Raw genomic sequence first — 13,847 nt, forward strand, 5'->3', positions numbered from 1 at the left:
AAACAGACCGATGAGCTATTATATCATACGTTGATTCATTCTGAAATCATGGAATATCAAAACAGGAGGTTCTGACCGATGGCGGACCGCAAACAGGTGATCAATCCATATCTGCCCAACTGGGAATACGTACCGGACGGTGAGCCGCATGTGTTCGGGGACCGGGTCTATGTCTACGGCTCCCATGATTTTTTCGGCGGCGATGTGTACTGCATGGGCGACTATGTCTGCTGGAGTGCCCCGGTGGATAACCTTGGCGACTGGAAATATGAAGGTGTCATCTACCGTAAAGACCAGGATCCGCACAACACGGACCTCCAGGGCAATCTGTACGCCCCGGATGTCACCCGGGGCCCGGACGGCCGGTACTATCTGTACTATGTGCTCAGCACCTGGGGCGTGGTCTCCGTTGCGGTCAGCAATGTCCCACAGGGACCGTATGCGTTCTACGGTTATGTCGCTTATCCGGACGGAACACGCCTGGGCGAAAAGGCCGGCGATGAACCCCAGTTTGATCCCGGCGTCCTGACGGAAGGAAACCGGACCTACCTTTACACCGGTTTCTGCGGATACGGGGATAAGTCCCGCCATGGAGCCATGTGTACTGTGCTTGGCCCGGATATGCTGACCGTGCAGGAAGCGCCGCGCTTTGTGGCGCCGGGAGTCATGTACAGTGAGGGAAGCGGCTTTGAAGGGCATGAGTTTTTTGAAGCGCCCTCCATCCGGAAGCGCGGAAACCTGTATTACTTCATTTATTCTTCCATCAGATTCCATGAGCTGTGCTACGCGGTCAGCACGGAACCCACCGGCGGCTTCACGTACAAGGGATGCATGATCAGCAGCTGCGACCAGGGAATTGACTCCTATAAGCCGGCAGACAAGCCGATGTATTACACCGCCAACAACCATGGCAGCATGGAGAAAATCGGGGACAGCTGGTATATCTTCTACCACCGCCATACCAACGGAACCAATTATTCCCGCCAGGGCTGCTTTGAAAAGCTGAACTTCCGGGAAGACGGAACCGCCATCCAGGCGGAGATGACTTCCTGCGGCAGCGTCCGTCCGCTGGAAGGAAAAGGATGGTATCCGGCGTATATCGCCTGCCATCTGTTTACCAGCGAGGAAGTAGTCTATGTTCCCTGGAGCGGCTGGATGGATGACCGTTTCCCGAAGATCACCCAGGAAATCGAAGAGGGCGGTCATGGAATCGGCTATGTGGCCAACATGCGCTCATCCGCAACAGCGGGTTTCCGCTATTTCGACTGCCGGGATATTCGGAAGGTCAGCATCCGTACAAAGGGATATGCCAACGGACAGATGGAGCTTCGTACCGCCTGGGATGGAGAGATCATCGGTACCTTCCCGATCGGTTATGCCAATGTATGGCATGACACGGAAGCCGATATCACGATCCCCGATGGTGTCCGGTCCCTGTATTTCACCTTCACCGGCCAGGGGCACCTCCAGTTTGCCGGCTTTACCCTGAATTAACCACATCAGCCGCTTGCGTTAGCAAGCGGCTATTTTATTTCTGCCGGGATTCTATAAGAAAACCGCTTGCGTTATGCAAGCGGCTGTATTGGAATCCGGGCGAAGCTCTGACGGCCCGCAGTGCGGGGAGTTGCAACTATTGAGGTTGCGGACGAACCGCCGACGACTGCCAGTGGCAAACGAGAGAAGCGTCTCCCCAGTGGGGAGTGCCGTAGGCAAGCGACTCGAGTTTGTTAGCGCGAAAAGTCCTGTGGGATCCGCTCCAAGGAGACCACAGGGCTATTGAGCGAACGGAAGAGTCTCGTCGGCGGTGAGGTCAATCGAAAGGGAGTGGTCTCCCCAGTGGGGAGCCACGACCATTGAGATTGCGGGGAGCGAGGGAAGCGGTGCCCCAGTGGGGCATTTGACGAAGTCAAAAGCGACCCGAGCGAGTCAACCGAAGCAAGCAATGCGACCGCTCCAAGGGAGCAGTGCGCCAACTGAGGTTGCGGAAAGCGCCGGCTAATGACAAAAAAACTGCCGCTTGATTGCGGCAGTTTTATTTGGAATCCGGCGGCGACCTACTCTCCCGGACCGTTACCAGTCAAGTACCATCGGCACTGAAGGGCTTAACTTCTGTGTTCGGTATGGGAACAGGTGGGACCCCTTCGTCATTGCCACCGGAAATGGTGAGCTATATTTGTGACTTCCGTTCTTTCCCTTGGGTCTGTTCTTCCGTCACATCGTTCCTTTAGCGGAACTCGGCCCCTTCCGTCGTCCTTTTCTTCCTCTTCCAGGGCCTTTCTGGGATTTACGCGTCAACCGGCAGGCACCGCAACCTCAATGGTCGCAACTCCCTGCCAGGGAGCTTGCTCCCTTTCGGTTGACCTCACCTTTTACGGTATTTCCGCCACAGGCGGCCGTAAAAGGTTCGCCCCTGACAACTGCACAGCTTCCAGATTCAGTCTTTGCCTTTACCAATTTGTCTCAAGATCACGCGTAAAATCAAGCCCTCGACCTATTAGTATCATCAAGCTCCATGCGTTACCGCACTTCCACCGATGACCTATCTACCCGGTCGTCTTCCGGGGGTCTTACTTGCTTGCGCAATGGGAGTCTTATTCTTGAGGTGGGCTTCACGCTTAGATGCCTTCAGCGTTTATCCCATCCGCATTTCGCTTCCCTGCTGTGCCGTTGGCACGACAACAGTTGCACCAGTGATGCGTCCATTCCGGTCCTCTCGTACTAGGAACAGCTCCTCTCATGACTCCTACGCCCACGATGGATAGGGACCGAACTGTCTCACGACGTTCTGAACCCAGCTCGCGTGCCGCTTTAATTGGCGAACAGCCAAACCCTTGGGACCTGCTTCAGCCCCAGGATGCGACGAGCCGACATCGAGGTGCCAAACCTCCCCGTCGATGTGGACTCTTGGGGGAGATCAGCCTGTTATCCCCGAGGTAGCTTTTATCCGTTAAGCGACGGCTTTTCCACTCAATACCGCCGGATCACTAAGCCCGACTTTCGTCTCTGCTCGAATTGTCACTCTCGCAGTCAGGCACCCTTCTGCCTTTGCACTCTTCGAATGATTTCCATCCATTCTGAGGGTACCTTTGGGCGCCTCCGTTACTCTTTCGGAGGCGACCGCCCCAGTCAAACTGTCCACCTGACACTGTCCATTACCCGGTTTACGGGTCCATGTTAGAATTCCAGTAACAGAAGAGTGGTATCCCAACGCCGGCTCCTCCAAAACCGAAGTCCTGGGCTCTCAGCCTCCCACCTATCCTGTGCATCCGTTACCGAAATCCAATATCAGGCTACAGTAAAGCTCTACGGGTCTTTCCGTCCAGTCGCGGGTAATGGGCATCTTCACCCATACTTCAATTTCACCGGGCCCCCTGTTGAGACAGCGCTCAAATCGTTACACCATTCGTGCGGGTCGGAACTTACCCGACAAGGAATTTCGCTACCTTAGGACCGTTATAGTTACGGCCGCCGTTTACTGGGGCTTCGGTTCGATGCTTCGATTGCTCTAACATGTTCCCTTAACCTTCCAGCACCGGGCAGGTGTCAGCACCTATACGTCAGATCTCTCTTTCGCAGATACCTGTGTTTTTGCTAAACAGTCGCTTGAGCCTATTCTCTGCGGCCACTCTCGTGGCACCCCTTATCCCGAAGTTACGGGGTCATTTTGCCGAGTTCCTTAACAAGGGTTCTCCCGTTCGTCTCAGGATTCTCTCCTCGCCCACCTGCGTCGGTTTCCGGTACGGGTACCTTCAGATGTACTAGCAGCTTTTCTCGCCAGCGTGAACTCACCTGCTTCCCTACTTAATTTCGGTCCGCATCACATCTCAGCTTAGAGGGACGCGTACTTCACTACGCCCCAACCTAGATGCTTGCACGGAGTTGACCATCACCCCGCTCAGGCTATCCTTCTGTGTCACTGCTTCATTCTTCGGTAGTGCAGGAATATACACCTGCTGTCCATCGCCTACGACCGCTGTCCTCGGCTTAGGTCCCGACTTACCCTGGGTGGATGAACCTTCCCCAGGAAACCTTGGGCTTTCGACGGCGAAGTTTCTCGCTTCGCTCTCGCTACTTATACCGGCATTCTCTCTTGTATGCGGTCCACCGTGCCTTTCGATACGGCTTCAGCCTGCATACAATGCTCCTCTACCACGCGCTTGCGCGCATCCATCGCTTCGGTGTCACGTTTTAGCCCCGGACATTTTCGGCGCACAACCACTCGACCAGTGAGCTATTACGCACTCTTTAAATGTGTGGCTGCTTCTGAGCCAACATCCTGGTTGTCTGTGCAATTCCACATCCTTCTCCACTTAACGTGTACTTTGGGACCTTAGCGGTTGATCTGGGGTGTTCCCCTTTTGCCCGCGGAACTTATCTCTCGCGGACTGACTCCCATGGTCTGCATTATATGGTATTCGCAGTTTGATAGAGTTTGGTAGGATTTGAGTCCCCCGCGCCCATTCAGTGCTCTACCCCCATTAATTACTCCATGAGGCTAGCCCTAAAGCTATTTCGAGGAGAACCAGCTATCTCCGGGTTCGATTGGAATTTCTCCCCTATCCACAGCTCATCCCCGCCTTTTTCAACAGACGTCTGGTTCGGTCCTCCATGGGATTTTACTCCCACTTCAACCTGGCCATGGATAGGTCACCCGGTTTCGGGTCTACGTCATGCAACTATCGCCCTATTCAAACTCGCTTTCGCTTCGGCTCCGAACCTTCAGTTCTTAACCTCGCTGCATAACGTAACTCGCCGGTCCGTTCTACAAAAAGTACGAGATCGTACATCGCGTGTACTTTCTCTGCTTGTAAACACAGGGTTTCAGGTTCTCTTTCACTCCCCTCCCGGGGTTCTTTTCACCTTTCCCTCACGGTACTATGCGCTATCGGTCACCATATCGTATTTAGGCTTGGATGGTGGTCCACCCTGCTTCCCGCCGGATTCCTCGTGCCCTGCGGTACTCTGGTTTCAGCTGGCCGTCTGATCTTTTCGCGTACGGGGCTGTTACCCCCTTTGGCTGAGCTTTCCATCTCTCTTCCGCTAAGATCTCGCGTGCGTGTCGCTGACCCACAACCCCGGGGAGCATGCTCCCCGGTTTGGCCTCTTTCCCGTTCGCTCGCCGCTACTTAGGAAATCATTATTTATTTTCTCTTCCTGCGGGTACTTAGATGTTTCAGTTCCCCGCGTGCCCTCCGGTAAGACTATGGATTCATCTTACGGTGACAGCCTCTTCGACTGCCGGGTTTCCCCATTCGGATGTCTACGGATCAATGCCTGCTTGCGGCTCCCCGTAGCTTATCGCAGCTTGCCACGTCCTTCTTCGGCGTATGGTGCCAGGGCATCCACCCTGTGCTCTTTGTAGCTTGATTTTTTCGTCGCTGATCCTGAGACCAATTGTTTTTGTGAAAATTTACATTTTCCTTACCTCAGCAGGTCTCCCTGCTGATGCAACTGGCCTTTCCTGAATCTTTCTTCGCTGTGCAGTTGTCAAGGTGCGATCTCGCGTGCGGTGCGCGAGAACTGCGACTGCAGTTCCGCGGTGCGCGTGCGATTCCTTATCCGCGAACCCTGAAAACGATACAGAGATTCAATTTGCAAACATTCAACAGCTGTTTCCTTTTTCGAACGTTCGTTGACGTTCCGTTTTGCTTCTTTGAAGCTTTTAGATGAAAGATTTCTCTTTCATATCGACCTCGGTTTCGGCGTCTGCCTTTCGGCTTCCGCTTTCTCCCTAGAAAGGAGGTGATCCAGCCGCACCTTCCGATACGGCTACCTTGTTACGACTTCACCCCAGTCATTGGTCTTGCCTTAGGCGGCTGGCTCCTTGCGGTTACCTCACCGACTTTGGGCACTCCCAACTCCCATGGTGTGACGGGCGGTGTGTACAAGGCCCGGGAACGTATTCACCGCGGCATGCTGATCCGCGATTACTAGCAACTCCGACTTCATGTGGGCGGGTTGCAGCCCACAATCCGAACTGGGACCACTTTTTCGAGATCCGCCCCCTCGCAGGTTCGCTCCTCTCTGTGGTGGCCATTGTAGCACGTGTGTAGCCCAGGTCATAAGGGGCATGATGATTTGACGTCCCCCACCTTCCTCCGAGTTGTCCCCGGCAGTCTCTTCAGAGTCCTCGTCTTTACACGTTAGTAACTGAAAATAAGGGTTGCGCTCGTTGCGGGACTTAACCCAACATCTCACGACACGAGCTGACGACAACCATGCACCACCTGTCTCAGTATGAGCAAGCTCACCTTGTATCTCTACAAGTTTTACTGGATGTCAAGACCTGGTAAGGTTCTTCGCGTTGCGTCGAATTAAACCACATGCTCCGCGCTTGTGCGGGCCCCGTCAATTCCTTTGAGTTTCAACCTTGCGGCCGTACTCCCCAGGCGGAATGCTTATTGTGTTAACTGCGGCACAGAAGGGTCGATACCCCTACACCTAGCATTCATCGTTTACAGTGTGGACTACCAGGGTATCTAATCCTGTTTGCTCCCCACACTTTCGCGCCTCAGCGTCAGTTACAGTCCAGTAAGTCGCCTTCGCCACTGGTGTTCCTCCCAATCTCTACGCATTTCACCGCTACACTGGGAATTCCACTTACCTCTCCTGCACTCAAGCCCGACAGTATCCAAAGCAATTCCCATCTTAAAAACAGGACTTTCACTCCAGACTTACCGGGCCGCCTACGCGCCCTTTACGCCCAATCATTCCGGACAACGCTCGCCCCCTACGTATTACCGCGGCTGCTGGCACGTAGTTAGCCGGGGCTTCCTCCTTGGCTACCGTCTCTTACTCTTCACCAAGGACAGAGGTTTACGATCCGAAAACCTTCTTCCCTCACGCGGCGTTGCTGGGTCAGGGTTTCCCCCATTGCCCAATATTCCCCACTGCTGCCTCCCGTAGGAGTTTGGGCCGTGTCTCAGTCCCAATGTGGCCGATCACCCTCTCAGGTCGGCTACCGATCGTCGACTTGGTGGGCCGTTACCTCACCAACTATCTAATCGGACGCGAGCCCACCCTTCACCGGATTGCTCCTTTGACCCCTTCGGGATGTCCCGTTGTGGTCTTATGCGGTATTAGTACAACTTTCGCTGTGTTATCCCCCTGTGAAGGACAGGTTGCTCACGCGTTACTCACCCGTCCGCCGCTAGAACATACATCTTCAGATCCATCCGAAAACTTCTCATCCGTCGCATGTCCCCGCTCGACTTGCATGTGTTAGGCACGCCGCCAGCGTTCGTCCTGAGCCAGGATCAAACTCTTCCGTTTAATCCTTAACATCTCTCGATGCTAAACTCTTTGGAATCTTCGCTGTCTTCTTCTGTGCATCTCTGCACAGTTCCTTTGTTTGCGCGTTTGTTTCTCTGTATCGTTTTCAAGGTTCGCTTCGCTCTTCCGGGGGCTCCCGCTCTCGGGCGAGCTCGGATAGAATACCAAATCAGAATGGCCTTGTCAAGCACTTTTTTTGGAAAATTTAAGAAAAAAAAGAAGAACTTTTTCGCATCCGTACGAAGCGTTTTACCCTGTCCAAAATCGTTCGTCTTTTGGATGGTTTTTGGCTTCTCCCCTGTGCGATTCGTTCCCCTTTGTCCGGACAGTCCCGTCCCGCTTTACACGCTTCCTTCCGGTTCCCCGGTTCCGTAGATATCGGGATACAGTCCCAGCTCCGTCAGTTTCCGTTTCAGGCTCTTCATATCCTCCCAGGCTTCCGGTTTCTTCGATTCATCCCGCAGCAGTGCGGACGGATGGTATGTCGGCAGAATCCAGACGCCCTTCTTCTCCGTCCAGTGTCCCCGGTCCCGGGTAATCCGGACATCCGGTCCCAGCACGTCCTTTGCAGCCGTCGCCCCCAGCAGCACGATTACCTTCGGGCGGACCAGCCAGGTCTGCATCCGCAGGTGGTTCTTGCACGTTTCCGCCTCCTCCGGTGTCGGGATCCGGTTATGCGGCGGACGGCACTTGACTACATTGCAGATATAAACCCGGTCGCGGGGCAGCTGGATCGCCTCCAGCATCCGGGTCAGCAGCTGTCCGGCCGGCCCTACAAACGCCAGTCCCTGCTCATCCTCCGCCTGGCCGGGGCCTTCCCCGATGAACATCAGCGGGGAATTCCGATCCCCCTGTCCGGGAACCTTATGCTGGATTCCCTGGTACAGCCCGCACAGGCGGCAGGCCTGTACCTGCTCCTCAAACAGTTCCCAGGTGATTTCCGCCATACTTTTCCTCCTCCGGCACCGGTCATTCCGCAAGGTACGGGGCAAAGAACCGGTCCAGCCGGTCCCGGTTGTCTTCCATGAACAGATTTCCCTTCATCCGGCTGAGATCGCTGCGGATCGCATCCGGGGAAATACCCCGGAGATGAACGTCGCAGTAATCCAGGATCATTTCCATGTCCGACCGCAGGACTGCGTGTCCGTCTAGGTGAATGATCATATTGTTTCGGTCTCCGATTCCCAGGAGATCCCACACCGGCTGCGAGGCAGCCCATGCCAGGCACTGGCCTTCCGTGTTGTTCCATCCTTCGGAAGTAATTCCCGTCACAACAATCAGGTGGCGCTCCGGTCCGGCTGCCAGCGCACAGAGCATATGCTGGTCCACCGGAAGCTGCTTCACGGAAGCGAACCGCCGGAAATTCCCGCAGAACCAGTAGCCTTCCCCGCCCTGCAGGTTGGAGAACGGTTCATTGACCGAATCATTGGTCCACTCCGCCGGGCCGCCAAGTCCGGTCAGGTCATAGGTTTTCCCGTGGTTGTCTGTCCGGTAAACCGCGATTCCGCCGGCCCCTGAGCAGGAAGGAATCGTCACCCGGATCCGGTTGTCATAGGCTCCGGCAACCGCCGCGCTCTTCCCGTACCGGGAAACGCCGCTGACCAGTGCGCACCCGGGGTCAATGCCCAGCGCCTCGCCGGCGCCGGATTCCAGCGCGTCAATCACCTTGCTGACGCCCCATGCCCAGGCCAGCAGCGTTCCGCGCTGCTCCGCGGGATTCGTCCGGTTATAGGGATACAGCGTATAAAACGCGCCGGTAAAGGTCTGGTTATCCTGCGCGACCTGCCCGCAGTCATACTGAATCCCGGCATAACCGCGCGAGATGGCGTAGCGGCAGTTGTCCGAAAACCCGCTCACCCATTCCTTCGTAAACCAGTTCTGGTAATGCCACGGCCAGTATTCCATATAAAACGGAAATCCGCCCGCCGGTTTTTCACCCGCCGGGATCCCGGCCAGTACGCTGAACGAGGCGCTCCGGCCTTCCGCTTCAACGGTCACCGTCAGCAATGTCCCGTCCAGCTCCGGTGCAGCCTCCGCCGTCCATGTCACGGTCTCCCGCGTGCGGTCCGGCATATAGCCGTACATATATTCCGAATACAGGGTCAGCAGCTCTTCCCGCCGCCGTTCCCAGTCTTCCGGTGTTTTCACTTCCCCGCCGTCCGCAAACCGCAGCAGTTCCGGCAGGCCCTCCGTTTCCGGTATCTGTTCCGGATTCAACATTTCCGCACCTCCAGCCGATATAATCGCCAGGCTGATGATCAGCGCGCACAGCAAGGCAGCCAGTCTGCCCATAAGCCCCTGTTCCTCCTGCCCGGATTCAGATCAGCAGTCCCAGCTGGGACATGGTAAAGATAAACAGGAAAATGGTACCGAGCGAGGCCACCGTACTGACAAACACCAGCTGGCCCGCCAGCTGTCCGTCACCGCCCATATTCTGGGCCATCGGATAGGATGCCGTCGCGACCGGCGTTCCATAGATCATCAGGATCAGGAACAGCTCCACGCCGCGCAGGCCGATCAGCCAGGCCAGCGGTACCATCACCAGCGGCAGCAGGAGCAGCCGGACCAGCAGGACCGTCGTAATCGTACGCCCGTTCTTTTTCAGCTCAGCAAACTGCAGGTTGGCGCCGAGAACAACCAGTGCCAGCGTGGATGCCATGCTGCCCAGGGCAAATACCGGTTCCTTCAGGAATACCGGCAGCTTGATTCCCAGCAGGTAGCACAGCATGCCGGCAACGCATCCCTGCAGCAGCGGATTTTTCACGATTCCCAGGAGCAGGGGCCCCGGCCGGACCTTTCCGCCTTCCCGGTAGTATTCCAGTACGACCACACTCAGGACATTGAACATCGACACCATGATCATCACCATGATACCGCATACGGAGGCTTTTCCGTCCCCGAACACGAAGGTGGTCAGCGGAATCCCGTATATAATGAAATTACTGCGGAAGATCGCCTGGATAATCGTCCCCCTCCGGGGGTTTTCCTTCACAATCCGCGGCACCACAATCATCAGCAGCGCCACCAGCACCAGCAGGGATACCGCGCCGGTAATCATCAGGGCCGTTGTGGGGAGGTTCTCCGGTTCCGCTCCGTATACGTTTTTGAACATCAGGAACGGGAAAAACAGCTTGAAATTCAGCGTGTTCAGCCGGTTCATGAATGCCCGGTCCGTTACGCCGGTGCGTACGGCCGCCCAGCCGACCCCCAGCAGGAGCAGCAGCGGCATCACCGCGTTGAATGCAACCTGAAAGCTTTCCAGCATTTTTCTCTTCTCCCGTCTTTCGTCACGGATCATATCCTTCTCCGGTTATCTTATCGCACCTTCCGCTTCCGCACAAGTCAAAACCGATCAAAAAAAGGAAGTCCGCTTGCCAATTCCCTTTTTTCCATTATAATGGTGTCATACCGGATAAACCGATATTGAAGGAGGCCTCCCGATGATTCGCCATATCGTACTTTTCAAAATCAAGGATGAGTATAAAGATGAAATCCCGCAGCTGGTAAAAAACTTCTACGGCATGAAAGGCCGGATTGAAGGCATGGTGGACCTGGAAGCCGGCGCGGACATCCTCCATTCCGAGCGTTCCTATGACCTGGCGCTGACCACGGTATTCGACAGCCGGGAAGCGCTGGAAGCCTACCAGACCCACCCGGTGCACCTGCCCGTCAAGGCACGCATGCATGAAGTGCGGTCCGCCTCTGTCGCCTGCGATTTCGAAATCGGCTGACAAGGCGTTCCGGCTTGAAACGTCCCGGACAGTATGCTATACTGTCCCCACAGATCAAAAGCATATACCGGTTGCTGAAAGGAGTCCCCCATGACAATTCGTGAATCAGCAGAAGATTATCTCGAGCAGATTCTGATGCTGCTGGAAAAGAAGGGCCATGCCCGTTCCGTGGATATCGCCGCGGGGCTGAATGTATCCAAGCCCTCCGTCAGCGTTGCCATGAAGAAGCTCCGGGAAAACGGTTACATCACCATGGGAGAGGACAACTGCATCTCCCTGACCGATAAAGGCTACGCGATTGCCCGCCGGATCTACGACCGGCACCAGGTCCTCACCCGGTTCTTCGTCCAGCTCGGCGTACCGGAGGATATCGCCCTGGAAGACGCGTGCCGGATCGAGCACGATATCTCCGAGGAAAGCTTCTCCGCCATCCGTGCCCAGGTCAAAGAAGCCTGAGCTTCGGTTCTGATCCCGAACAAAAAACACCGGCAGATATGCCGGTGTTTTTGCATTCCCCCTGCCTTAAGGCAGCAGCCATGAAAACCCGAAAAGCAGCAGGCTGGTCGTTTCGATCATCATTTCTCTTTTCTCCATGTGTTTCCTGAATACCTTATTTCAGCCCTTCGTAGATCAGCCCGCGCAGCGTGGGATGGATCACATCGTAATTGTAGCCGTAATTCAATACATGCATTCCGAAGAAGGCAGACAGGTGATTGGACGGGTCGATCATGGCCCATGCGCCGGCCGCGCCGTCCCAGCCGAATTCACCCAGTGCGCCGGGACCGCCGATGCGGGTGTTGACCCGGGTGCGCACACCCAGAGCGTAGGAATAACCGATCCGGTGCCATCCGTCAAAGGAACGGCGGCCCTTGGGACAAAGCTGGTTGGCGCTCCACAGCTGGATCATTTCCGGCGACAGGATATTCGCGCCGTCCTTTCCCCGTCCGCCGCAGGCCAGCGCATCGGTAAACACCGCATATTCCGCCACACTGCCGATGAGTCCTCCGCCGCCGCTCTCATACTCCGGGTTAAACCGTTCCTTGATTTCTTCCCGGGTTTTCTCCCGGAGGCTGTGATGATCATAGGAAAACAGGGGGCACAGGTGTTTTTCCAGTTCGTCATTGATCCGCATGGCCATGCCGTGAATGTGCAGGGGCTCCCAGATATGCTCCTTCAGGTATGCGGAAAACCGCTGGCCGGATACTGCCTCGATCACCGCCGCCAGCACATCGTGGCTGAAGCTGTACTGGAAATCGGTGCCGGGATCAAATTCAAGGGGATCCTCCGCTTTGGCCTCTGCGATCTGGCGGGTCGTCGCCCGCTGGTTGTTGTCCTTCATCACCTTTTCGATGGCCGGGATATCTGTATTGTAATTCAGGCCGCTCTGCATGCTCATCAGGTGCCGGACCGTCATCACGGTTTTTGCCGGCCGTACCGTATCCCCGTCCTTCACCGACAGGCGGGCATAGGCCGGCAGGTAATCGCTCACCGGATCGTCCAGGTTCATTTTCCCCTGTTCAATCAGCTGCATGGCGGCACAAGTCGTAAAAACCTTGGTCGCGGAATACAGGAAGAACGCTTCATCTCCCTGTATCGGTTCGGTACGGGCCAGGTCCCGGTATCCGGCCTGGTGGCGGTAAATCAGTTCATGGTCCCGGTACACGGCCAGGTCGCATCCCGGCACGTTCAGCTTGTGCAGGTAATCCATATATTCGGTCAGGCGGCTGAAATCCATGTCAGTTCCTCCTTCTGTCAGGCAGTTTCACTGCCTCTTCCTGATCTGCTTTTTTTCAAAAGCCTTCTCCTATAATAGAACAGAGCAATCCTTTTATGGAAGGTACCGGCAGTACAGCCGTCAGGCTTCCGCCTTTCCGGATGGATGGTCCTTTCCGGGGAACAGCCGTTCCAGGAACGGGAAGCAGCGCGGGTATACCGCGAACAGCACAAACAGGATCACCGCGTACCGCAGGGAGCGGACCAGGTGGGCGTCCAGGGTTCCGCTGTTCAGGAATTCGTTTCCGAACGGAAGCTTCAGCACGGTATTCAGCACATAGTACGCGGCAAACGCGCCGACTGTACGGAGGATCATCACCGGGATCTTCCGGGTATCCGCGAAACGGACGTATTTCTTCTCATACGGAACCGCTGCGGTCATGCCGGCCAGCATACCAAGCGTGGAAAAATAATCCCGGCTGCTGCACCAGAAGAGGCCCGGCAGTGTCATTACCAGCAGGATCAGGAACCGGTGGGTATCATTCGGCACCTTTTTTTCCAGCAGGATGGCAAACCCGACCGCCGCGAGGCCGACCGCCCAGCCCGCCAGCACGTCGGTGGGATAATGCACGCCGACGATGAACCGGCTGATCCCGATCAGCAGGGGCAGGATGACTGCCAGGATCCACATCCATTTTTTCCGGATTTCCCTGGCAATGCTTCCGTACATGCTGGCCGCAGACGCGCTGTGCCCGCTGGGAAATGAATACCCCTGGGCCAGGACGTCGGTCGGGGACGCGTCCGCTTCCACCAGCTGATGGACGCTGATATTTTCATGCACCATATAAGGCCGGAGCCGCAGCACCACGTTCTTGATCATCGGATACCAGGCATTGGCGGCCAGGAGCGTCAGGCCGACGCGCTTTCCGGCTTCCTTGCTGTAGCAGAACAGCACGACAATCAGCACCAGCATCGCGATCGTTTCCCCGCCGATGGCGGTAATCACCTTCGATACGGCAATCCCTGCGTCTCCCAGGTTCTTCTGCAGCCACTCAATCAGGGAAACTTCCCAGTCCATGTAAAAAACGTTTCCGTTCATCCGGATCCTCCTCTGTCTGCCCCCGCTGCAGG

Annotated in this window: 8 protein-coding genes and 3 rRNA genes; 3 read left to right on the top strand and 8 right to left on the bottom strand. The window is 55.9% G+C overall.

Features of this window, described 5'->3' with window-relative positions:
* Positions 1–78 precede the first annotated feature (78 nt).
* Entirely contained in the window at positions 79–1,494 is a 1,416-nt protein-coding gene (locus JNO48_06510) for a family 43 glycosylhydrolase (protein ID QTE69545.1), read from the top strand.
* Between the two features lie 547 nt (positions 1,495–2,041).
* Here JNO48_06510 and rrf read toward each other — a convergent pair.
* The 6 genes from rrf to JNO48_06540 form a co-directional block, all read right to left on the bottom strand.
* A 5S ribosomal RNA gene (gene rrf, locus JNO48_06515) occupies positions 2,042–2,158 on the bottom strand.
* A gap of 316 nt (positions 2,159–2,474) precedes the next feature.
* Positions 2,475–5,369: ribosomal RNA gene (locus tag JNO48_06520) — 23S ribosomal RNA — on the bottom strand.
* Positions 5,370–5,735: 366 nt separating this feature from the next.
* Positions 5,736–7,272: ribosomal RNA gene (locus JNO48_06525) — 16S ribosomal RNA — on the bottom strand.
* Together the 16S, 23S and 5S rRNA genes form the textbook arrangement of a ribosomal RNA operon.
* Positions 7,273–7,613: 341 nt before the next feature.
* Complete coding sequence (locus tag JNO48_06530) at positions 7,614–8,219, bottom strand: uracil-DNA glycosylase (protein ID QTE69546.1); 606 nt, start codon at positions 8,217–8,219, stop codon at positions 7,614–7,616.
* A gap of 22 nt (positions 8,220–8,241) precedes the next feature.
* Positions 8,242–9,564 (bottom strand): hypothetical protein, encoded by a 1,323-nt coding sequence (locus JNO48_06535; protein QTE69547.1) that lies wholly within the window; start codon positions 9,562–9,564, stop codon positions 8,242–8,244.
* 25 nt (positions 9,565–9,589) lie between these two features.
* The gene (locus JNO48_06540) at positions 9,590–10,537 is read right to left on the bottom strand and encodes an AEC family transporter (protein ID QTE69548.1); all 948 of its coding nucleotides are present in this window, start codon (positions 10,535–10,537) and stop codon (positions 9,590–9,592) included.
* Positions 10,538–10,712: 175 nt separating this feature from the next.
* On the opposite strand from JNO48_06540, the gene JNO48_06545 reads away from it, so the two are divergent.
* Together JNO48_06545 and JNO48_06550 are read left to right on the top strand one after the other, a co-directional pair.
* Positions 10,713–11,003 carry a Dabb family protein gene (locus tag JNO48_06545; GenBank protein ID QTE69549.1) on the top strand — a complete coding sequence of 97 codons (291 nt, stop codon included), beginning with the start codon at positions 10,713–10,715 and terminating at the stop codon, positions 11,001–11,003.
* A gap of 90 nt (positions 11,004–11,093) precedes the next feature.
* Positions 11,094–11,459, top strand: coding sequence for a metal-dependent transcriptional regulator (locus JNO48_06550; protein QTE69550.1), 366 nt, complete (start codon positions 11,094–11,096; stop codon positions 11,457–11,459).
* 154 nt (positions 11,460–11,613) lie between these two features.
* On the opposite strand, the gene JNO48_06555 is transcribed toward JNO48_06550, so the two are convergent.
* On the bottom strand, positions 11,614–12,738 hold the full coding sequence (locus JNO48_06555; GenBank protein QTE69551.1) for a beta-lactamase family protein: 1,125 nt from the start codon (positions 12,736–12,738) through the stop codon (positions 11,614–11,616).
* A gap of 120 nt (positions 12,739–12,858) precedes the next feature.
* Entirely contained in the window at positions 12,859–13,815 is a 957-nt protein-coding gene (locus JNO48_06560; GenBank protein ID QTE69552.1) for a phosphatase PAP2 family protein, read from the bottom strand.
* Positions 13,816–13,847 lie beyond the last annotated feature (32 nt).

It is taken from the genome of Clostridiales bacterium, assembly GCA_017569285.1.
Classification (GTDB): domain Bacteria; phylum Bacillota; class Clostridia; order Christensenellales; family Aristaeellaceae; genus Aristaeella.

Excerpts from the sequence above, each read along its gene's own strand:
- JNO48_06555 (QTE69551.1), bottom strand. The coding sequence starts at position 12,738 with ATGGATTTCAGCCGCCTGACCGAATATATGGATTACCTGCACAAGCTG.
- JNO48_06545 (QTE69549.1), top strand. The coding sequence starts at position 10,713 with ATGATTCGCCATATCGTACTTTTCAAAATCAAGGATGAGTATAAAGAT.
- JNO48_06550 (QTE69550.1), top strand. The coding sequence starts at position 11,094 with ATGACAATTCGTGAATCAGCAGAAGATTATCTCGAGCAGATTCTGATG.
- JNO48_06510 (QTE69545.1), top strand. The coding sequence starts at position 79 with ATGGCGGACCGCAAACAGGTGATCAATCCATATCTGCCCAACTGGGAA.
- JNO48_06540 (QTE69548.1), bottom strand. The coding sequence starts at position 10,537 with ATGCTGGAAAGCTTTCAGGTTGCATTCAACGCGGTGATGCCGCTGCTG.
- JNO48_06530 (QTE69546.1), bottom strand. The coding sequence starts at position 8,219 with ATGGCGGAAATCACCTGGGAACTGTTTGAGGAGCAGGTACAGGCCTGC.
- JNO48_06560 (QTE69552.1), bottom strand. The coding sequence starts at position 13,815 with ATGAACGGAAACGTTTTTTACATGGACTGGGAAGTTTCCCTGATTGAG.
- JNO48_06535 (QTE69547.1), bottom strand. The coding sequence starts at position 9,564 with ATGGGCAGACTGGCTGCCTTGCTGTGCGCGCTGATCATCAGCCTGGCG.